Consider the following 20,301-nt stretch of genomic DNA (forward strand, 5'->3'; position numbering starts at 1 on the left):
ACGCGCGAACGCGAGGAAGACGTTCGCCGCGGGGTCGGGAGGCCCGCCTTGCAGGGCGGGTGCGATCGGCGCTAGTCGGCGCAGTCGCAGTCGAGGCAGGCGCCGTCGGCGCAGTCGCCGCAGAAGGACGCGAGACGCGTCCGCAGCTCCTTGCGGGCGCGGTGGAGCGTGACGCTGGCGTTGTTGGCGGAGATCTTGAGCGTGCGCGCGGCGTCCTGCACGGACTCGCCGTCGAGGTCGACGCGCCGCAGCAGTTCGGCGTGGAGCGGCTTGAGCGTGTCCACCACGCCGCCGAGGCAGGTGCAGAGCTGCTTTTCGAGCACCGCGGCGGGCGCCGTGTCGTCGCCGAGGGCGGCGATCAGGGTGCCGAGCGCGTCGTCGCGGCGGCGCGCGGCGCCCTTGGCGCGGTAGTGGTCGACGAGGCTGTGGCGCAGGAGCTGATAAAACCAGGCGACGATCTTCTCGTCGTCGCGCACGTCGCCGGCGCGTTGCACCGCCTTGGCGAGGCCGTTCTGCAGGAGGTCCTCCGCCTCGGCCGCACTGCCGACGCGCGCGGCGAGGAACGCCTTGAAGGCGTCGCGGTGCGCGTGGAGCGCGCGGGCGAGTTGCGTGGCGTCGCTCGGCATGGTGCGGTCAGGATGTCCGCAAGTCGCGTTCGCGCAACCACGCAAAGATGACGGGCGTGACGACGAGGATGTGCACGAGCGACGAGATCATGCCGCCGACGACGGGTGCGGCCAGCGGCTGCATGATTTCCACGCCGGTGCGCGTGCTCCAGAAGATCGGCAGGAGCGAGGCGACGGTGGTGGCGACGGTCATGACCTTGGGGCGGAGGCGGAGGCGCGCGCCCTCCTTCACGGCGGCGAGCAGGTCGTCGCGGGTGAGGTCGCGGCCGGTTTCGCGGCGCTTCTTTTCCAGGGCCTCCTCGAGGTAGACGACCATCACGACGCCGGTCTGGATGGCGGTGCCGAAGAGCGCGATGTAGCCGACCCAAACCGCGACGGAGAAATTGAAGCCCAGGAACGCCTGCAGCAGCACGCCGCCGGTGAGGGCAAACGGCACGGCGAGGATCACGTGCGCGGCCTCGGCGACCGAGCGGAAGGTCATCACCAGCAGGGCGAAGATGATCAGGATCACCGCGGGGAAGACGTAGAGCAGTGTCTGGCGGGCGCGGAGCTGGTGCTCGTATTGGCCGGAGTATTCGACGGTCATGCCGGGATCGAGCGTTACTTCCTTCTCGATGCGCTCCTTGATCTCGTTGACGAAGCCGCCGAGGTCGCGGTCGCCGACGTTGGCCTGGACGAAGACGCGGAGGCGGCCGTTCTCGCTCTGGATCTCGTTCGGGCCGACGACGCGTTTCACGTCGGCGACCTGGCGGAGCTGCACGACCGCGCCGGAGGGCGTGGGGAAGCTGAGCTCGCCGAGTTTGTCGATGTCGCTGCGGTCGTCGTCGTCGAGGCGCACCTGAATGGGGCGACGCTCGCGGCCCTCCAGCGTGGTGGCGACGGTGGCGCCGCCGAGGCCGGCTTCGACGTATTCGTAGACCTGTTTCACGCTGAGCCCGTAGCGGGCGAGGTCGGGGCGCCGGACGGCGATCTCGAGGTAGGGCTTGCCCTGCACGCGCGACGGCGCGACGCCGGTGGCGCCCTGGATGCGATTGATGACGCGTTCGACCTCAAAGGCCTTTTGCTGGAGCGCGTCGAGGTTGTCGCCGAAGATCTTTACGCCGACCTGCGCGCGAATGCCGGTGCTCGTCATCAGGATGCGGTTCTCGATCGGCTGGAGGAAGCCGGGCACGTAGCCGGGGACGTTCATGAGCTTCGCCGAGAGATCGGCGATGATGCTCTGCTTGGTCGTGCCCGCGGGCCACTCGGACGGCGGCTTCAGCATGATCGTGGTCTCGATCATCTCGACGGGGGCGGGATCGGTCGCGGTTTCGGAGCGGCCGAGTTTGCCGGCGACGGAGGCGACGGCGGGATGCTCGCTCATCACTTTGTCCTGCCAGGCCATGATGCGTTTCACCTCGGTGAGCGACGTCGCGGGCAGCAGCACGGGCATGAAGAGCAGCGAGCCTTCCTCGAGCGTGGGCATGAACTCGCTGCCGAAACCCCCGGTGTGCTTCGCGATCGCGGCGGGCAGGCGGGCGTTGACGGCGCGCGGCAGGCCGAAGGCGACGACGAGGCACGCGGCGAGCAGGGCGAAGGCGGCGCCGAGGACGCTCTTGCGGTGACTGAGCGCCCAGTCGAGCACCGGGTCGTAGATCTTGAGCAGTGACTTCATCAGCCAGTTCTCGTGCTCGGGCTTGAACGGCCCGCGAACGAGCAGCGTGCAGAACACCGGCACGGCGGTGATGGCGAGGAGCACGGCACCGATGAGCGCGAAGCTCTTGGTGTAGGCGAGCGGGTGGAAGAGCTTGCCCTCCTGGCCGCTGAGCAGGAACACCGGCACGAACGCCAGGATGATGATCAGCATCGAGAAGAACATCGGTCGGCCGACCTGCGTGGCGGCCTCGAGCGTGAGCTTGAACACCTCCGGCCCGGTCAGGCGGCGCTTGATCTCCTCCTCGGCGCGCTCGCAGTGGCGAATGACGTTTTCCGTCATCACGATGCCGGCGTCGACCAGCACGCCGATCGAGATCGCGATGCCGGTGAGCGACATGATGTGCGACGGGATGCCGAAGCGATCCATCAGGATGAACGAGATCAGGATCGAGGCCGGCAGCGGCAGCGTGACGATCAGGATGCTGCGGAAGTGAAACAGGAAGAGGATGTGCGCGAGCGTCACGAGGATGATTTCCTCGACCAGCGCGTGCTTCAGCGTGTCGATCGCGCGCGAGATCAGGTCGCTGCGGTCGTAGAACGGCTGCACGGTGACACCCTTGGGCAGACCGGCGGCGAGTGACGCGAGGCGGGCCTTCACGTCGGCGATGACCTGGTAGGCGTTCTCGCCGTAGCGCATGACGACGATGCCGCCGACGACCTCGCGGCCGTTCACGTCGAGCGCGCCGCGGCGGAAATCGCCACCGAGCCGGACGGTCGCGACGTCACGCAGGTAGAGCGGCGTGCCGTTGCGGGGCTTGAGCGCGATCGTCTCGAGGTCGGCGGCGCTCTTCACGAGGCCGACGCCGCGCACGATATACTCGGCGCCGTTTTCCTCGAGGGTCTTGCCGCCGACGTTGAGGTTGGCGGCGGCGACGGCGTCCATGACCTCGCCGAGCATGACGTCGTATTGGCGGAGCTTCAGCGACGAGACTTCGACCTGCCACTGGCGGACGAAACCGCCGAGGCTGGCGACCTCCGCGACGCCGGGCACGGCGGTGAGCTGGTAGCGGAGAAACGTGTCCTGCAGCGTGCGCAGCGAGCCGAGGTCCTGCGTGCCGGAGTCGTCTTTCAGGTAATATTGGTAGATCCAGCCCAGGCCGGTGGCGTCGGGGCCGAGGCGTGCGACGACGCCGGAGGGCAACAGGTCGCCGAGGGAATTGAGGCGCTCGAGCACGCGCGTGCGTGCGAAGTAGGTGTCGACCTTGTCCTCGAAGATGACGGTGAGGAACGAGAAGCCGAACATCGACGTGGCGCGCACGCTCTTCACGCCGGCCAGGCCCTGCAGCGAGGTGCTGAGCGGGTAGGTGATCTGGTCCTCGACCTCCTGCGGCGAGCGGCCGGGCCAGTCGGCGTAGACGATGACCTGGTTCTCGGAGAGGTCGGGGATGGCGTCGATCGGCACGCGCTGCAGCGCGACCACGCCCCACGCGCAGAGGGCCAGGAAGCCGGCGAGGACGATGAAGCGGTTGGCGAGCGACCAGCGGATGATGGCGTTGATCATCGGAGGAGAGCGGAGGCGGTGACGGCGCGAATGGGGTTAGGTTAGTGGGCCACGAGGGTCACTCGATCTCCTCGCCGCACTCGAGCATGGCGGAGCCGAAGAACGGGTTGCGGAGCGTCTTGCCCTTGGAGAGCCAGCGGCCGGTGCCGAGGACGGGCGCCATCGGGCACTGGTAGATCGTCAGGCCTTCCTGGTGGTGCAGGTGCTGCGCCTTCACGAGGTCGGCGAGCTCGGTGCTGAACGGCTCGAAGGCGCGGCGGACGGCGTCGAGGTCGGGGCCGTCGGCGAGCTTCAGCTTCGCGAGCGGCGTGCCGGCGGCGCTGGGAAACGCGGCGACGTAGGCCGTGAGCGCATCGCGGAGCGCGGGGAGCTGCTTCTGATAACCCGCGAGATTGTCGGAGGCGAGCAGGTCGGCGGCGTCGGCGGCGGCGAAGGCGAGCGTCTTCAGGGCCGCGTAGGCGGCCGCGTCGGGTTTCGGAACCTCGACGGAGATCTTCTGCGGCGCGGCGGCGCCGTGGTCGTGCGCCCCGGCGCCGACGGCCGCGTGGGCGAGCTGGGCCTGGCCGTCGAGGACGAGCGCACCCTCGGTGACGACCTGGTCGCCTTCCTTGAGGCCGGAAACGACCTCGGCGTCGGTGTCGCCGGTGCGGCCGAGCGCGATTTCCCGGGCGGCGTAGGTGTGGTTGCCGCGGTCGACGAAGACGACGGCGCGGCCGCTGTGCTGCAGCACGGCGGTGCGAGGGACGAGCAGCGCGTCGAGCGACTCGGCCACGACGCTGGCGTAGGCGGTCTGGCGGTGGCGCAGGAGGCGGTCGGGGTTGTCGAGGACGACGCGGACCTTGGCCGTGCGGGTGGTCTCGTTGAGGTTCGGGTCGATGAACGCGATCGGGGCGGTGAGGACCTTGCCCGGCAGCGAGGGGACGACGACTTCGACCGACTGACCGACGCGCAGCCAGGCGAGGTCGGGCTCGGCGGCGTCGAAGACAAACCACATGCGCGAGAAGTCGCCGATCTGGAAGATCTCGTCCTTGGCCTCGACGTATTTGCCCTCGTAGGCGCCGCGGGCGACGACGGTGCCGGACATCGGGGCGCGCATCGTGACCATGGCGGTGGCCTGCCGGGTGTTTTCGAGAATGGTGATTTCCTCCTCGGTGAGGCCGAGGGCGAGGAGCTTTTCCCGGGCGGCGGCGCGCTCGGCGGCGGTGAAGGCGATGTTGCCGGCCTTGAGGCGCTCGAGGAACTCGCGCTGCGCGGTGAGCATGTCGGGCGAGTAGATGGTGGCGAGCTGGGCGCCCTCCTGCACCTCGGCGCCGACGAAGTTCACGAACAGCTTCTCGACGCGGCCGGGCACGCGGGCGGCGAGGATGCGGTGACGCGTGTCGTCGTCGTCGATCGCGCCGGTGACGCGCAGCGTCCGCACGAGCGTGCCGCGGCGGACGGGCGAGGTCTGCACGCCGACGACGGCGGCCTGCGCGGGCGTGAGCGTGACGAGATTGGGGTCGACCGCCGCCGAGGCGGAGGCGTTGGCGGAGCTCGCGGCGACGAGCGCCATGCCGCAGATGGTGCACTTGGCGTCGGGCCGGTCCGACTTGATCCACGGGTGCATCGGGCACTGGTAGGTCGTGCCCGCGGTCGCGGTGTGGTCGTGGCCGTCGTGCCCGGCGGAGGCGGACGGTTTGCCGCAGCCGGCGAGGCTGACAAGGAGGGCGAGCGAGGCGAAAAGGAGGCGAGGCGGGCGTTCACGGCGGGTGATACGCCGCAAACGCCGTCAGCCCTCGAAGTCTTTGCGGTCCGCCGGGGCGCGGCTGGCCGGATCGGGGAGGGTCAGAGGGGAGGGGCTCTCCGTCCAGCGAGCGCGGGCGGAAGCGCTCCGCGAGCGGCTGGCTGGGTGGGTGGGAGCCGAAGATCTCGTCGGCGAGGAATTCGCCGAGGCGACGGTAGCTCTCCCACTGCGCCTCGTCGAAGAACTGGTCGAGGGTCGTCTCCTGGGGGAAGGCGGTGTTCTGCACGTGGTAGTTCAGCACGTCCGCGGGCTCGCGTCCGGTGACGGTCGGCTTGACCAGAAGGAGGATCGAGTCGGGCGAGCGGCCGTCGACGTAGCGCACGCGGGCGAGGAGCGCGGGCTTGCCGGGCAGCGACGGCGTTTTCGGGTCGGCCGAGAGGTCGTCGCGGCTGCCGATGATCCGGGCGAGGCCGGCGGGAATCTCCTCCTTCCGGTAGGCTTCGATCTCGGCGTCGAAGTCGAGCCGGGCCTTCCGCACGAGGTTGCCGAAGTCCTCCATCTGGCGCTGCGGGTCGCAGCCGTCGTCGCAGATGACGATGAACGGCACGCGGCGGCGGATGAGCTCGTAGGCGGCGGTGTTCTCGAAGTGGCCGCCGTCGGAGAGATACCAGCGCCGGCGGGCGGTGCCGAAGAAGCGGGCGCGGAACTCGTCGACCAGGTGCGCCTGCACGGGCAGGGCGGTGACGAACGGGCGGGCGAGGGCGCCGCCGAGCTTGGCCAGGAAGCCGGACTCGCGCGCGAACGGGCTGACGCCGCTGTCCCACCACCAGCCGAGGCGGATGTTGAAGAAGCCGCAGAGGAAGCTGAGGGCGGGGTTGGTGCGGGCGCCGAGGCCGGTGGTGAAGGCGGCGCCGGAAACGCCGATCCATTGGCCAAGGTGGAGCTGCTCGACGGGGTGGACGGCAGGCTGCGCGGGCGCGGGGGCGAGGACGTGGAAGCCCGTCCGGCCCGCGGACTCGGCCGGGGGCACGATCGGCTGCACGCCGCCGCGGCGCCGGCCCTGCCAGTCGCACCAGAGGGCGTGGTGGCGCACCGCGATCGAAAGGCCGGCGGGGCCGAGCGCGAGGTTGAGGCCCTGGCGGTCCTCCTGCTCGGTCTGTGTCCGGCCGTCGATCGTCTCGTTGACGGTGACGTTGATGAGGTGGAGCGGGCCGCCGACGTCGGAGGGGTCGTAGTCGCCGTAGGCCACGACGTCGCCCGGGATGAGCTCGGTGACGGAGAACTTGCCGGTGCGGCGGGGATTGGAGGCGCCGACGTAGGCGCGGGTGAGCCGGCTGCCGTAGAAGCCCGCCTGCGACGAGAGGTTCACGAAGCCGAAGTGCCAGGCGCCGAGCAGCACCAGCGCGAACAAGCCGAGGTAGCTCCAGGGCATCCGTTCGGCCAGGGCATGGGCGCCGACGTCGAGCGCGGCGAGCCAGACGAGCGCGAGCAGGCCGGCGCCGATGCGCAGGGCCCAGTCGAGCGGCAGGCTGAAGTCGTCGTCCCGGGCGGCGAGTTGGCGAATCCAGGCGACCAGGCGCCGGACCAGCAGCAGCGCCACGGCGCCGGTGCCGCCGAGTTCCCAGGACCAGCGGCAGAAGGCGTTTTTGATCCCGCCGCGATTCGTCCAGAGCGTGCAGCCGAGGGAGTCGAGGGCGGCGAGGCCGAGCACGATCACGAGCACGGTGAGGCACGCGGCGAGCACGCGGTTGAGGAAGTTCCGGTCGTCGGCCTCGAGCCACGGCCACCAGTAGGCCACGCCGCTGAGGAGGCCGACCAGGGCCGGGGCGAGGGCGATCCAGAAGAGCGGACTCCAGCAGAGGCCCCAGGTGGCGGGGATGCCGCAGAAGTCGCGGTTGACGGTGGGGATGGCGGGCAGCCACGCGCCCACGTAGATCGCGGTCATCAGCGCGGCCAGCAGCAGCGCGGTGAGCACGAAGTGCAGCGCGCACCAGTTGCGGATGACGCCGGCGACCGCGAGCGTGGCGTCGCGCAGGCCGTTGGGCGTGAGGTAGCGGCCGTTCTGGCGCAGCCACTCGACCGGTCCCGAGCCCGGCTGCGCGAGCTGGCTCTGCACCGCGGCGAAGTGGTCGGAGCCGGTCTTTTCGGCGGGCGCGAACTTCCGCCAGAACATCAACCGGGCGGTCAGCGAGCGCGCGGCGGCGGGCGCGCCGCGGCCGCGGTTCAGCCACGCGCCGTAGAAGCTGCCGAAGTAGCCGCCGCCCGAGACGGTGGAGAGAAAGTCGATCTGCCCGAGGAGCTGCTTGCGGGCGAGCGCCTGGAAGACGCCGAGGCAGAAGGTGGCGCTGCGGATGCCGCCGCCGGAGAGCGCGAAGCCCACGGCGTCGGCGGGCAGGCCGTTATCGGCGCGGCGGGGCGCTTCGGGCGCGGGCCCCGGCGAGTGGCCCGCGAGTGCGCGGCGGCGCGCGGCGATGAGGTCGGCCTCGGCCTGGGCAAGGGCGGTCGGATAAACGCGGCCGGGGAAACGCGGCTCCGAGCCAGGCTCGGTGCGCGCGGCAACAGCAGGGGTAGCGGGTGGCTTCATCGGGGGTGCGCTGGCCCACGCGGGCGTCACGCTACCCCCGGCGCTGGTGCCCACAACCTCTTATTCGGCGCACTCCGGGCGCCGGCCCGATGGACTCAGCGGCTGCGCGCGGTGGCGGAGCCGGCCGGCAGCGTCGTCGCGCCGGCGGCGGGCGCGGCGGGCTTCTTGGCCTTGGCGATGGTGATCGTGGCGACGCCGGCGATGATGACCGCCGCGGCGAGGAAGGTGCGCGAGTCGACCTTCTCGTGCAGGATCAGCCAGCCGAGGAAGACGGCGACGATCGGGTTCACGTAGGTGTAGGTGTAGACCTTGGCCGGCGTGCTGTGCTTCATCAGCCAGACGAAGGCGGTGAAGCCCACCAGCGAGCCGACGAGCGTGAGGTAGGCCCAGGCGCCGAGGGCGTGCGGCGTGAATTCCGAGACGTGCAGGCGGAACGGCTCGCCGGCGAGCAGGCTGGCGAGGAAGAGCCAGCCGCTGCCGGTGACCATCTGGATGGCCGAGGCGGTGAACGGCTCGGCCGGCTCCGACGCGTAGCGGCCGTAGAGCGAGCCGGCGCTCCAGAGCCAGGTGGCGGCGAGGAGCGCGCCGACGTTGAGCAGCGTCAGGCCGCCGGTGCCGTGCGCGACGTCGGGGCCGACCAGCAGCGCGAGGCCGAGGAAGCCGAGCGCCAGGCCGATCCAGATCGGCAGGGTGGGACGCGTGCCGCGTTTCTTCTCCGGATCGGCGGCGTGGATGGCCCAGTCGAGCAGCACGACGGCGAAGGGGCCGGCGGACACGAGCAGCGTGGCGATGCCGGAGGGGACGGATTGCTCGGCCCAGCAGACGAGGCCGTTGCCGCCGAGCATGAGGAAGAGGCCGACGATGGCGTTGTCGCGCCACTGCTTCGCCGTCGGGCGGATGCGCCGCGTGAACCAGAGGAACCCGTAGAGCAGCGCGCCGGAGACGGCGAAGCGCGTCGCCGCCATGAAGAACGGCGGGATCGTCTCCACCGCCACGCGGATGGCGAGGTAGGTGGAGCCCCAGACGAGGTAGACGGCGGCGAAGGCGGCGATGAGCCGGCCGCGGGGAGCGGGAGAGGAAGCGGACATTGCGATGGACGGAAAGCGGAGAAGAGAGCGGGGAAGGCGGAGGAGGGGCGGGGCCGGTCAGCGCGTGGCGCCGCCGTCATCGCGCCAGGCGTATTCCATGTAGCGGGCGGTGGCTTCGGCCGTGGCGGGATCGTGGAGGCGGGCGACGAGGTGGAGCGAGAGGTCGATGCCGGCGGAGATGCCGGCGGCGGTGGCGATGCGGCCGTGGTCGTGGAAGCGGCGGTCGCCGTGCACGCGGGCGGCCGGCGCCAGCGTGCGGAGTTCGGCGAGATTCTCCGCGTGCGTGGTGACGTCGAGGCCGTCGAGCAGGCCGGCCTGGGCGAGCACGAGCGCGCCCGTGCAGACGGAGGCGGTGATCTCGGCGTGTTTCGCCGCGCGGCGGACCCACTCGACGAGCGCGGGCTTCCGGAGGAGCGCGCGGGTGCCGGCGCCGCCGGGAACGACGAGGATCTGTGGCGGCGGGACGGACTCGAGGGTGTGGTTGGGCACGATCTTCAGGCCGTTGCGGGCGCGAACGGTGCCGGGCGTCGCGGCGACGAGGGAAACTTGGAAGCGCGCGCCCTGCGCCAGCTCGTCGGTGACGGAGAACACCTCGAACGGCCCGGCGAAGTCGAGGACTTCGACGTCATCGAACACGAGGATGGCGACGGAACGGCGCATGGGCGGAGAGGGACGAGGGATGGGGGACGACCGGCGGGGCCGGCGAGCAGGCGTTCTGTTCTAGCGGGTCAGTCGACGACGAAGAGGGTGGCGCCGGCGGCGGTGGAGGAACGATGCGGTTCGGCGTTGTCGGCGACCTGGTAGCTCATGCCCGGTTTGAGCACGAACACGCGGCCGTCCTCGAGCTGCGTGCTGAGTTCACCGGAAACGCAGAAGAGGATGTGGCCTTTGGTGCACCAGTGGTCCGAGACGTAGCCCGGCGAATAGGTCAGCAGGCGCACGCGGATGGTTCCAAACTGCCGCACGCGCCACTCGGCCCAGCCGGCGAGGCCGGGCTTGCGCTCGGCCGGGACGGCGGACCAGTCGGTGATGCCGAAGGGAAGGTCGGTGATTTGCATCGGGAAAAGAAACGGGCCCGCTTCACGCCGGAAGAACGGCGAAAAGCGGGCGCGCGATTCGTGGCGTGGCTCAGAGCTGCTGCTTCACGAGGTCGCCGAGCGTCTTCAGCGCGGCGTCCATCTCGTCGGACCACGGCTGGCTGCAGCTCATGCGGAGGCAGTTGCGGTAGCGGTCCTTCACAGCGGAGAAAAGCGAGCCGGGCGCGGTGTTGATCTTGTGCTTCAATGCGTCGCGGCGCAGGCGCAGCGTGTCGACCTTCACCGGGAACTCGACCCAGATGTAGTTGCCGCCCTGCGGGCGGCTGTAGCGGGTGCCGTCGGGGAAGTGGCGCTGCATGCCCTGCAGGAACGAGTGCAGGTGCTCGCGATACGCGCGGCGCAGCGAGCGGAGGTGGTGGTCGTAGCCGCCGTCGCGCAGGAACTCCGCGATCGTCTTCTGGAGGATGCGCGGCGTGCCCATGGTGTTGATGAACTTCAGACGGCGGATGCGCTCGAGGTAGCGGCCCGGCGCGGTCCAGCCGACGTGGAAGCCCGGCGCGAGCGTCTTGCCGAACGACGAGCAGAGCATCACGCGGCCGTCGCGGTCCCAGGCCTTGAGCGGCTTGGGGCGGAGGTCGCCGAAATGCGTGTCGCCGTAGATGTCGTCCTCGATGATCGGCAGGTCGTGCTCGGCGATGAGTTCGTAGAGCTGCTGCTTCTTCTCGTCCGGCATGAGCGAGCCGAGCGGGTTGTGGAAATTCGGCATGAGCATCACGACCTTGATGTCGTTCTGCGCGAGCGCCTCCTTGAGCGAGTCGAGGCACATGCCCTGGCGCGAGCACGTGGGGATCTCGAGCGCGCGCAGGCCGAGCGCCTGGATGATCTCGAGGAAGCCGAAATACGCGGGCGTCTCGATCGCGACGGTGTCGCCGGGCTTGGTGACGGCGCGGAGGCAGAGGTTGAGCGCCTCGGTGCCGCCGGTGGTGATGACCATTTCCTCGTGGCTGATCGGCACGCCGGCCTGGAGGTAGCGGCGGGCGATCTCGCGCGTGAGCGGCTCGTAGCCCCAGTTCATGCCCGGGCGGCCGATGAGCGAGGGTCGCGCCGCGCGACGGAGCCGAGCATCCGCGCGAGTTTCTTCGTCGGGAAAAGCGAGTGGTGCGGGCAGGCGCTGCCGAACGGCACGTAGTCGGCGTTGAGGGCGACTTCCATGACGTCGGCGGTGAGGTCGTTTACGCCGACGAAGGAGGGCTTGCTCATCGGCCGCGCCATGCGGGGCTCCGGCGCGCTGGTGAGCGCGCGCGGGCGGACGTAGTAGCCGGATTGCGGGCGCGCCTCGAGGTAGCCGCGGTTTTCGAGGACCGTGTAGGCCTGCAGCACGGTCGCGATGGAGACGTCGCGCTGGCGCGACATGATGCGGACCGACGGCACGCGGTGACCTGGCCGCAGCGTGCCCTGCTCGATGAGGTTTTGGAGCGAGTCGGCGAGCTCCGCGTAGAGCGGGCGCGCGGCGGCTTTCGCGGGCGAAAGCGGCTTGGGGGTAATGACGGTCTGGATCATGGCGTGGGAGGCGAAAGTGCGCCGTCACTGTAGCGGAGATGCCCGCGGCACAGTAGCGGCAGCGCGGTGCCATTGATACCAGCACAGTTATGCCAGACAAGCACTGTGACCATGACAGATTTTCAGACCACCGTTGAAAATCATTCAACGAAAACGGCGGCCTCCCGAGGAGAGCCGCCGCGGTGGGGGCGAGGTGATGGGGGCCGGTGCGCCCGGCCACGGGAGCGAAAACGGCGGCTTCGCCTTTCGGCTAGGAGCGGCGCCGCGGGCGTCAGAACGCGCCCTTGAGCGCGAGCGCGACGAAGGTGCCGGCGTCGCCGTCGAGGCGGTAGTCCTGGTCGAAGTAGTCGAACTTCCGGTCGGTGACCGCGCCGACGTCGGCGCTGAGCGTCACGCGCCCGCCGAGCGCGTAGTCGAGGCCGAGGCCGACGCGCACTTCGCGAAAGTCGAGGTAGGTGTTCGCGATCCGCGCGCGGCCGACGGCGGGCGAGCCGACGTTGCGCGACACGCGGAAGCTGCCGCCGGCGAAACCGGCGCCGGCGCGCAGGGCGAGTTGGTCGGTGGCCTGCCAGGTGAAGCCGCTGCGCGGGAAGCCGACGCTGAAGGTCCACGCCGGCGCGAACTGCCAGCGGACGCCGGCGATGGGCAGCACGGGGTGGTCGGAGAACGGATTGGCGTTCACGCCGAAGCTCCAGGCGAGCGCGCGGCTCGGGGCGTAGTTGGCGAGCAGCAGCGCGGGGACGTTGAAGCTCTGGCCGAGCTGCTCCTCGAAGTCGCCGTAGAAGCCGGGGCGCAGGTAAAGCGCCGCGCTCCAGCGCGCGTCGATCCGGCGCTGGGCGCCGAGGTTGAGGGAGAACTCCCCGAGATGCGCGGGCAGCGGCAGCGTCGAAATCCCCTCCTGGTCGAGGTCGAACTGCTGCACGGCGACGCCGTAGACGAGCAGGGTGCTCTCGTCCCACGCGTGGCGGCCGGAGACGCTCACGCCGTAGCTTTTCACCGCGAGCGAGCCCAGGGTCTGCGGGCCGCGCGCGATGTCCTCGCGCGACGAATAGGCGGTGTTGAACTCGACCGAGGCGAGCAGGTCGGGGCGCATCGTGGCCGAGGGCTGGGCCACGGCGGAGGCGGCAACGGCGAGCGCGGCGAAGCAGAGCGGGGCGAATTTCATGGCACGGACGAGTGGCGAGCCGCGCGCCAGCCGCAAATCGGAAATCGCCCGCTGGAAACGGCGCGACGGGATTCCACTCAGCCGGCGATCTCGCCGCGCAGGTAGAGCGCGGCGCGGCCGGCGAGACGCACGCGGGAGCCCTCGAGGGTGCAGAGGAGCTCGCCGCCGCGGGCGGAGACCTGCCGGGCGCGGAGCGGATTTTTCCCGAGCCGCTCCACCCAGTAGGGCGTGATCGTGCAGTGGGCGGAGCCGGTCACGGGGTCCTCCGGCACGCCGGCGCCGGGGGCGAAGAAGCGCGAGGCGCAGTCGCAGTCGTCGCCCGGCGCGGTGGCGATGACGCGGACGTCGCCGAGCGCGGCGAGGCGCGGGAAATCGGGGCGCAGCGCGAGGACCTCGGCCTGGGTGGCGTAGACGGCGAGGTAGTAGGCGTGGGTCGGCACCTTGAGCAGCGCGCGCGGAGCGACGTTGAGGCTGGCGAGGATGGCGGGCGCCGGCGCGGCGAGCGGCGCGGCGGGGCGGGCGGGAAAATCGAGCTCGAGCTCGCCGCCGGGCCGGCGCGTGACGTGCAGCGGGCCGCTGCGCGAGTCGAAGGTGAGGCGGGTGCCGGGCTGGCCGAGTTCGTGGAAGAGGACGAACGCGCTCGCGAGGGTGGCGTGGCCGCAGAGGTCGACTTCGACCGCGGGCGTGAACCAGCGCAGGTGAAAGCGGTCGGGGCCGGTGCGGACGAAGAAGGCGGTCTCGGCCAGGCCGTTCTCGAAGGCGATGAGCCGCATGCGCTCGTCGGGCAGCCAGGCGTCGAGCGGGACGACGCCCGCGGGGTTGCCGGCGAAAATCTTGTCGGTGAACGCGTCGACCCAGAAGAGCTTCATGATTTTCGATTTTGGATTCTCGATTTTCGATTGGGAATGGAGTGGAAGCGCGAATGAAAACGCGCTGTGCGGGCGGGCCACAGCGAGAGGTGCGCTGGAAGCTGCGCGCGGACGAAACCGAAAATCGAGAATCCCTCAGGCGTAGCGTGAGAGCGCGTCGCCGGTCAGGCGGCAGATCTGCCATTCCTTCATGCGGCGGGCGCCGAGGGATTCGTAGAAGTCGATCGCGGGCTGGTTCCAGTCGAGGACGGACCACTCCATGCGGCCGCAGCCGCGGGCGTTGGCCAGCTGGGCGAGGTGGAGGAGGAGGGTCTTGCCGACGCCGCGCCCGCGGAATTCCGGGCGGACAAACAGGTCCTCGAGGTAGAGACCGGGGCGGGCGAGGAAGGTCGAGTAGTTGAAGAAATAGAGCGCGAACCCGGCGGGCGCGTCGCCGACGTAGGCCAGCACGCAATGCGCGGCCGGCGCGCCGCCGTCGGCCGGGAAGAGCGTGCGCGCGAGCTGCTCCTCGGTGGCGACGCATTCGTGGGTCAGGCGCTCGTAGTCGGCGAGCGCGCGGATGCAGGCGAGGATGGTCGGGACGTCGTCCCGGGTGGCGGAGCGGAGCGTGCAGGACATGCGGCGAGCGAAGGCGCGGGCCGCGGGCTTGGCGATGCTAATGCGGCGACGCGGCCGCGGCCCGCGTGCGGCCGGCGGGGCGGAGATAGACTCGACAAGCCCGGCGCGGAGGAGTGTTTTCGACGCTGAAACCTCTTGCGGCGAATGGTCATCCGTTCTCTCCGGCCGGTCCTGATGGCGCTCGCGGCGTTCGCAGTCTGTGCGTCGCCGGGCCGCGGCGCGGACAAGCTCGAACGGGTGGTGCTGCAGCTGCCTTACACGCACCAGTTCCAGTTTGCCGGCTACTACGCCGCGCAGGCCAAGGGCTATTTCGCGGCCGAGGGACTGGAGGTCGAGTTGCGCGAGGGCGGCTACACGCGCCGGCCCTACAGCGAGCTGACCGCGGGGCGCGCCGAATACGGCATCGGCTCCGCGACGTATCTGCTCGACCGGCTCAACGGCGCGCCGCTCGTGCTCGTGACGACGGTTTACCAGCACTCGCTGCTGGCGCTGATGGTGCGTGCCGACTCGGACATCCGTGCGCCGGAGGACCTGCGCGGCAAGCGGCTGGCCGCCGGTTCGAGCGGCCGCTACCCGGAGATCGCGGCGATGTTCGCCGCCGAAGGGCTGCCGCCGGACGCCTACGTGCGCGTCGAGGACAAGTGGGATGTCGACGAGATCCTCACCGGCGCGGCCGACGCGCAGGCCGTGTTCATCACCGACCTGCCCTTCGACATGCAGCAGAAGGGCGTCGCGGTGCGCTTGATCCGCCCGGCGGACTACGGGGTGGATTTCTACGGCGACGGCCTGTTCACGACCGAGACGGAGCTGGCCCGGCATCCCGGGCGCGTGGCGGCGATGCGCCGCGCCGTGCTGCGCGGCTGGGAATACGCCCTCGATCATCCGGAGGAGATGATCGACTACATCGTCACGCATTTCCCCGGGCGCCCGGCCAAGGTCACGCGCGAGCGGCTGCGCTACGAGGCGCGCCAGACCGCGCGGCAGATCAACGCCGACCTGCTCGAACTCGGCCACGTGAACCCGGAGCGCTGGCGGCGGGCGGCCGAGACCTTCGTCCAGCTCGGCATGGCCAAGGACCTGAAGCGGCTGCAGGGGTTCATCGCGCCGGCCGGCGGCGCGCCCTGGCGCTGCCCCCGTGGGTGTTATGGGGCGGCGGCGGCGTGCTGCTGCTGGCCCTGCTGGCGCTGCTGGCCAACTGGCGCCTGCAGCGCGTGGTGGAGCGCCGCACGGCGGAGCTGCAGGCGGCGGAGCAGCGCCAGCGCGAGATCTTCGACCTGGCGCCGACCCCGATCGTGGTGGAGGACGTGACCGAGGTGGCGGCCCGGCTCGACGCGCTGCGCCGGGAGGGTGTGACCGATCTCCGGACGCACCTGGCGGCGAATCCGGGACTGGTGGAGGAGTTGCTCCGCGGGAAGCGCATCGTCACCGCCAATCGCATGGCTCTCCAGGCCGCGGGCTTCGGCGACCGCGCGGAGCTCGAGCAGCGCTTCCGCGAGATCATGACCCCGCAGGCGATGGCCGCGGTGCCGCAGGAGCTGCTGGCGATCTGGGAGGGCCGCGACACCCTCACGATGGAGAAGATCTACCGGCCCCCTGCCGGCGAGGTCCACATGCTCGTGAACTGGTCGGCGAACCGGGTCGACGGCCGGCTCGATTACACGCGCGTGCGTCTGGTGTTCACCGACGTCACGGCGATGAAGCAGGCGCAGCGCGCGCTGCACGAAAGCGAGGAGCGCTATCGCAGCCTCTTCGAGACGACGCCGAACCCGATGTATATCTTCGACGCGGAGACGCTGCAGATCTTGATGGTGAACGAGGCGGCGGTGGCCCGTTACGGCTATACGCGGCAGGAGTTCACCAGGATGACCGTGCTCGACCTGCGCCCGCCGGACGAGTCCTCCCGCCTGCGGCGCGCCATGGATGAATTCCGCCAGGCGCGGCCGGCGGCCCCGAGCGGCGGGCACGCGGCGGGGCTGTGGCGCCACCGCTGCAAGGACGGCACGATCCTCATCGTCGAGGTGTTCACGCACTCGCTCGTCTTCAACGGCCGCGCCTGCGTGCTGTCGCTGCCCTTCGACATCACCGCGAAGCTCGCTACCGAGCGCGCGCTGCGCGACAGCGAGGCGCGTTACCGCGAGCTGTTCGAGAACGCCGTCGGCGGCGTCTACCGCGCGACGCCGGAGGGGCGCTTCATCTCGGTCAATCCCGCGATGGCGCGCCTCTACGGGTTCGACAATCCCGCGGACATGCTGGCGTGGAACCAGCGGGAGCACGCCGGCGTCGCCTACGCCCACGAGGAGGAGCACCGCCGGTTCGTCGACCTGATCGAGCGCTACGGCAAGGTGGAGAACTTCGAGTCGCGCATCGTCGACCGCCACGGCAACACTCTCTGGGTCTCCGAGACCTCGCGCGCGGTGCGCGACGCCGACGGCCGGCTGCTCTACTACGAGGGCTTCGTCACGGACATCACCGCGCGCCGCCGGCTCGAGCACGAGCTCATGCGCTCCTCGAAGCTCGAGGCGGTCGGCATCCTCGCCGGCGGCATCGCGCATGACTTCAACAACATCCTCACCGTCGTGCTCGGCAACGTCACCCTCGCCGAGATGGACTCGGCGAACGACAGCTCCGTCCGGCGCATGCTGCACGATGCGAAGCGCGCCACCCTGCGCGCGCGCGACCTCACCCAGCAGCTCCTGACCTTCGCCAAGGGCGGCGACCCCGTGCGCGCCGCCGTCGCGCTGCCCGAGCTGCTGCAGGAGTCCGCCGAATTCGCCATGCACGGCGCGAAGTCGCGCTGCGAGTTCGACCTCGATCCCGACCTCTGGCCGGCCAACGCCGACAAGGGCCAGATCGGCCAGGTGGTGCAGAATCTCGTCATCAACGCCGTGCAGGCCATGCCGCAGGGCGGGCTGGTCACGATCCGGGCCGGCAACTGCTCGCTCCTCGCCGGCACCGTCGGCAGCCTGCCGGCGGGCGACTACGTGAAGATCTCCGTGAGCGACACCGGCACCGGCATCGCGCCGGAGCACCTGGGCAAGATCTTCGATCCGTATTTCACCACCAAGCAGCAGGGCAGCGGCCTCGGCCTCGCCACCGTCTACTCGATCGCGCGCAAGCACCAGGGCCACATCGAGGTCGAGTCGCGGCTGGGCGAGGGCACGACGTTCCACCTTTGGCTGCCGGCGGCCGATCACGTCGAGAAGGTCGAGCCGCCTGTCCCCGAGCCGCCGGCGGCGCTGCCGGTGAAGCTGCTCTTCATGGACGACGAGGAGCCGATCCGCGAGATGGCCCAGATGTTCCTCCGCCGGCTCGGCAGCGACGTCGTCTGCACGGCGGACGGCGCGGCGGCGGTGGAGGCCTATCGCGCGGCCCTGGAGAGCGGTCGCCGGTTCGACGTCGTGGTGATGGACCTCACCGTGCCCGGCGGCATGGGCGGCCGCGAGGCGATGGAACACCTGCTCAAGCTCGACCCGGAGGTGTGCGCCATCGTCTCGAGCGGCTATTCGCGCGATCCGGTGCTCGGCAGCTACCGCAGTCACGGGTTCCGCGGCATCCTGCCCAAACCCTACGGCCTCGACCAGTTGCGCAAGGTGATCGCCGAGGTGCTCGGGCGGACGGTGTGAGCGGGGCGGTTTTTAGAAATTTTTGCCGGAGCAAAATGCCCGCGGATCTGTCACGGTGGGGACCATGAACACCACGAAATCCCTCCGCTCCTCCCGCTTCCTCGCCCTCGTCCTGCGCGCGCGCGTGCTGCTGGCGCTGACGCTCGCCGGCACCGCGGCGTTCACGTCCGGCTGCGTCGCGGTCGTCGCGGCCGGTGCCGCCGGCGGGGCGGTCGCCTGGGTGCGCGGCGCCCTGGTGACGAACCTCAACAGCGACATCGACCAGGTGTATCGCGCGGCGCAGCAGGCCGTGACCGATCTCCAGTTCGCCAAGGTCAGCGAGCGCAAGAGCGGCGTCGACGCGCAGATCATCGCCCGCACCGCCCTGGACAAGAAGATCGACATCACGCTGGAGAAGAGCGGCAGCACCACGAAGCTGACCATCCGCGTCGGCCTGATCGGCGACCAGCAGCTCTCGCTCTCTGTCCTGGACCGGATCAAGAGCCGCCTTTGAGCCGGGAGCCCGCCCGCCGGGCCCTTTTCTGCGGGGTTGCAATGGTCGGGGCGGGCCGCGATAAGCCCAGCTCCGATTCATGCTCCGCAAGCTCCTCTCGAAGATCAAAGACACGTTTAAGGCCGGTGGTAAGTCCGCCGAGTCCAAGCCCGCGCACGCCCCTCGTCCGCACTCGGCGAAGCCGGCCGCCAAGGGCGGCCCACGCCACGAACGCGCCGAGCGCGGCGCGCCGGGCGGCCACGGCCACGGCCACAGCCACGGCGGCGGCAAGTCGCACGGCCGCGGCCACGAGCGCTCCGGCCGGGGCGGTCGCGGCGGTCGCGGCGAGCGCCCCGAGTTCGCCGAGCGCACGCCGCCCGCGCCTCGCGCTCCGCGCCACGAGGAGCCGGCCAAGCCGTTGCCCGAGGTGCCGAAGATGGAAACGGCGTTCAGCGCGCTCGGCCTGAATGATCGCCTCGCCTACGCCGTGCAGCAGATGGGCTACGAGAACCCGACCCCGATCCAGGCCCAGGCGATCCCGGAGATTCTCTCCGGCAAGGACGTCATCGGCTCCGCCCAGACCGGCACGGGCAAGACCGCGGCCTTCGCGCTGCCGATCCTGCACCGCCTCGAGCGCCGCGGCGCGCTGCGCTGCCTCATCCTCGAGCCCACGCGCGAGCTCGCCGTGCAGGTCGAGGAGGCCTTCAAGAATTTCTCCAAGTTCACCGACCTCCGCGTGACCGTCGTCTACGGCGGCGTCGGCTACGGCAAGCAGCGCGAGGACCTCGCGCGCGGCGTCGACGTCCTCGCGGCCACGCCCGGCCGCCTGCTGGACTACCTTGAGCAGGGCGAGGTCCGCCTCGACCAGGTCGACGTGCTCGTGCTCGACGAGGTCGACCGCATGCTCGACATGGGCTTCCTGCCCGACGTGAAGCGCATCGTCGCCAAGGTGCCGAAGGCCCGCCAGACGCTCTTCTTCACCGCCACGCTGCCGCCCGAGATCGAGCAGCTCGCCGCCTGGGCGCTGCGCGATCCATTCAAGATCTCCGTCAGCCGCGAGCGCTCCACCGCCGAGACGATCACGCACGCGTTCTATCCCGTGGTGCAGGCGCAGAAGTTCGAGCTGCTCGCGCACCTGCTCGAGCAGACGCAGTATCACTCCGTGATCATCTTCTCGCGCACCAAGAGCGGCGCCGACTACGTCGCCAACCGCCTCAAGCACGCCGGCCACACCTGCGCCGTCATGCACGCCGACCGCTCCCAGCAGGAGCGCATGGACGCGCTGAAGGGCTTCAAGTCCGGCAAATACGAGGTGCTCGTCGCCACCGACCTCGTGGCCCGCGGCCTCGACATCGCCGACGTGTCGCACGTGATCAACTTCGACGTCCCGGAGAATCCCGAGGACTACGTCCACCGTATCGGCCGCACCGGTCGCGCGCAGAAGACCGGCGACGCGTTCACGCTCGTCACCGAGGAGACCTGGCGCGACGCGCGCAGCATCGAGCGCTTCATCGGCCAGAGCATCGAGTGGAAGAAGGTCGAGGGCTTCAACTACACCTACTCGGGCATCTTCGACGGCGGCGGCATGCCGCAGGCCGCGCCCGAGAAGCCGAAGAGCCGCCTGATGCGCGGCGGCCGCCGCTGAGGCGGCGGGGCGCCCGCCCGGAGCGCGCGCGGGAACTCCCGCCGCGGAGGCTCCGGGCGACACAGATTGCCGTTGCGCGGGGCGCGAAGCGCGCT

The 20,301-nt window shown here is 70.4% G+C and carries 16 protein-coding genes; 4 read left to right on the forward strand and 12 right to left on the reverse strand.

Translation table 11 applies throughout. The annotated features are described in order from the left end of the window. Positions 1–71: 71 nt before the first annotated feature. The 12 genes from ACMYLB_RS05025 to ACMYLB_RS05080 form a co-directional block, all read right to left on the reverse strand. The gene (locus ACMYLB_RS05025; RefSeq protein ID WP_415909862.1) at positions 72–626 is read right to left on the reverse strand and encodes an RNA polymerase sigma factor; all 555 of its coding nucleotides are present in this window, start codon (positions 624–626) and stop codon (positions 72–74) included. A gap of 7 nt (positions 627–633) precedes the next feature. After that, a complete protein-coding gene (locus ACMYLB_RS05030; protein ID WP_415909863.1) occupies positions 634–3,822 on the reverse strand; it encodes an efflux RND transporter permease subunit in 3,189 nt (1,062 codons plus the stop codon). A 58-nt stretch (positions 3,823–3,880) separates the two neighbouring features. Next, a complete protein-coding gene (locus ACMYLB_RS05035) occupies positions 3,881–5,584 on the reverse strand; it encodes an efflux RND transporter periplasmic adaptor subunit (RefSeq protein WP_415909864.1) in 1,704 nt (567 codons plus the stop codon). Then, positions 5,562–8,129, reverse strand: a complete 2,568-nt coding sequence (locus ACMYLB_RS05040) for a hypothetical protein (protein WP_415909865.1) — start codon at positions 8,127–8,129, stop codon at positions 5,562–5,564. The genes ACMYLB_RS05035 and ACMYLB_RS05040 overlap by 23 nt, the downstream gene beginning before the upstream one ends. A gap of 95 nt (positions 8,130–8,224) precedes the next feature. After that, positions 8,225–9,217 carry an EamA family transporter gene (locus tag ACMYLB_RS05045; RefSeq protein ID WP_415909866.1) on the reverse strand — a complete coding sequence of 331 codons (993 nt, stop codon included), beginning with the start codon at positions 9,215–9,217 and terminating at the stop codon, positions 8,225–8,227. Between the two features lie 57 nt (positions 9,218–9,274). Continuing rightward, a complete protein-coding gene (locus tag ACMYLB_RS05050) occupies positions 9,275–9,877 on the reverse strand; it encodes a DJ-1/PfpI family protein (protein ID WP_415909867.1) in 603 nt (200 codons plus the stop codon). A gap of 68 nt (positions 9,878–9,945) precedes the next feature. Then, the gene (locus ACMYLB_RS05055; protein ID WP_415909868.1) at positions 9,946–10,275 is read right to left on the reverse strand and encodes a DHCW motif cupin fold protein; all 330 of its coding nucleotides are present in this window, start codon (positions 10,273–10,275) and stop codon (positions 9,946–9,948) included. 70 nt (positions 10,276–10,345) lie between these two features. Then, positions 10,346–11,329 carry a PLP-dependent aminotransferase family protein gene (locus tag ACMYLB_RS05060; RefSeq protein WP_415909869.1) on the reverse strand — a complete coding sequence of 328 codons (984 nt, stop codon included), beginning with the start codon at positions 11,327–11,329 and terminating at the stop codon, positions 10,346–10,348. Beyond that, on the reverse strand, positions 11,326–11,814 hold the full coding sequence (locus ACMYLB_RS05065; RefSeq protein WP_415909870.1) for a GntR family transcriptional regulator: 489 nt from the start codon (positions 11,812–11,814) through the stop codon (positions 11,326–11,328). The genes ACMYLB_RS05060 and ACMYLB_RS05065 overlap by 4 nt, the downstream gene beginning before the upstream one ends. A 271-nt stretch (positions 11,815–12,085) precedes the next feature. Then, positions 12,086–12,979 (reverse strand): DUF6268 family outer membrane beta-barrel protein, encoded by an 894-nt coding sequence (locus tag ACMYLB_RS05070; RefSeq protein WP_415909871.1) that lies wholly within the window; start codon positions 12,977–12,979, stop codon positions 12,086–12,088. 77 nt (positions 12,980–13,056) lie between these two features. Continuing rightward, the gene (locus ACMYLB_RS05075) at positions 13,057–13,848 is read right to left on the reverse strand and encodes a PhzF family phenazine biosynthesis protein (RefSeq protein WP_415909872.1); all 792 of its coding nucleotides are present in this window, start codon (positions 13,846–13,848) and stop codon (positions 13,057–13,059) included. 135 nt (positions 13,849–13,983) lie between these two features. Then, positions 13,984–14,466, reverse strand: coding sequence for a GNAT family N-acetyltransferase (locus tag ACMYLB_RS05080; RefSeq protein ID WP_415909873.1), 483 nt, complete (start codon positions 14,464–14,466; stop codon positions 13,984–13,986). A gap of 144 nt (positions 14,467–14,610) precedes the next feature. On the opposite strand from ACMYLB_RS05080, the gene ACMYLB_RS05085 reads away from it, so the two are divergent. From ACMYLB_RS05085 to ACMYLB_RS05100, 4 genes are all read left to right on the forward strand, one after another. After that, entirely contained in the window at positions 14,611–15,774 is a 1,164-nt protein-coding gene (locus ACMYLB_RS05085) for an ABC transporter substrate-binding protein (protein ID WP_415909874.1), read from the forward strand. Between the two features lie 461 nt (positions 15,775–16,235). After that, positions 16,236–18,089, forward strand: coding sequence for a PAS domain S-box protein (locus ACMYLB_RS05090; RefSeq protein ID WP_415911038.1), 1,854 nt, complete (start codon positions 16,236–16,238; stop codon positions 18,087–18,089). Between the two features lie 64 nt (positions 18,090–18,153). After that, complete coding sequence (locus tag ACMYLB_RS05095) at positions 18,154–18,582, forward strand: DUF3568 family protein (protein WP_415909875.1); 429 nt, start codon at positions 18,154–18,156, stop codon at positions 18,580–18,582. 79 nt (positions 18,583–18,661) lie between these two features. After that, the gene (locus ACMYLB_RS05100) at positions 18,662–20,206 is read left to right on the forward strand and encodes a DEAD/DEAH box helicase (protein ID WP_415909876.1); all 1,545 of its coding nucleotides are present in this window, start codon (positions 18,662–18,664) and stop codon (positions 20,204–20,206) included. The last annotated feature ends 95 nt before the right edge of the window (positions 20,207–20,301 follow it).

The organism is Oleiharenicola sp. Vm1 (assembly GCF_047777955.1).
Taxonomy (GTDB): Bacteria; Verrucomicrobiota; Verrucomicrobiia; order Opitutales; family Opitutaceae; genus Didemnitutus.

Coding starts and splice junctions, on each gene's coding strand:
- ACMYLB_RS05045 (WP_415909866.1), bottom strand. CDS start 9,217: ATGTCCGCTTCCTCTCCCGCTCCCCGCGGCCGGCTCATCGCCGCCTTC.
- ACMYLB_RS05055 (WP_415909868.1), bottom strand. CDS start 10,275: ATGCAAATCACCGACCTTCCCTTCGGCATCACCGACTGGTCCGCCGTC.
- ACMYLB_RS05090 (WP_415911038.1), top strand. CDS start 16,236: ATGTATATCTTCGACGCGGAGACGCTGCAGATCTTGATGGTGAACGAG.
- ACMYLB_RS05060 (WP_415909869.1), bottom strand. CDS start 11,329: ATGAACTGGGGCTACGAGCCGCTCACGCGCGAGATCGCCCGCCGCTAC.
- ACMYLB_RS05080 (WP_415909873.1), bottom strand. CDS start 14,466: ATGTCCTGCACGCTCCGCTCCGCCACCCGGGACGACGTCCCGACCATC.
- ACMYLB_RS05065 (WP_415909870.1), bottom strand. CDS start 11,814: ATGATCCAGACCGTCATTACCCCCAAGCCGCTTTCGCCCGCGAAAGCC.
- ACMYLB_RS05095 (WP_415909875.1), top strand. CDS start 18,154: ATGAACACCACGAAATCCCTCCGCTCCTCCCGCTTCCTCGCCCTCGTC.
- ACMYLB_RS05085 (WP_415909874.1), top strand. CDS start 14,611: ATGGTCATCCGTTCTCTCCGGCCGGTCCTGATGGCGCTCGCGGCGTTC.
- ACMYLB_RS05050 (WP_415909867.1), bottom strand. CDS start 9,877: ATGCGCCGTTCCGTCGCCATCCTCGTGTTCGATGACGTCGAAGTCCTC.
- ACMYLB_RS05025 (WP_415909862.1), bottom strand. CDS start 626: ATGCCGAGCGACGCCACGCAACTCGCCCGCGCGCTCCACGCGCACCGC.
- ACMYLB_RS05070 (WP_415909871.1), bottom strand. CDS start 12,979: ATGAAATTCGCCCCGCTCTGCTTCGCCGCGCTCGCCGTTGCCGCCTCC.
- ACMYLB_RS05030 (WP_415909863.1), bottom strand. CDS start 3,822: ATGATCAACGCCATCATCCGCTGGTCGCTCGCCAACCGCTTCATCGTC.
- ACMYLB_RS05100 (WP_415909876.1), top strand. CDS start 18,662: ATGCTCCGCAAGCTCCTCTCGAAGATCAAAGACACGTTTAAGGCCGGT.
- ACMYLB_RS05075 (WP_415909872.1), bottom strand. CDS start 13,848: ATGAAGCTCTTCTGGGTCGACGCGTTCACCGACAAGATTTTCGCCGGC.
- ACMYLB_RS05040 (WP_415909865.1), bottom strand. CDS start 8,129: ATGAAGCCACCCGCTACCCCTGCTGTTGCCGCGCGCACCGAGCCTGGC.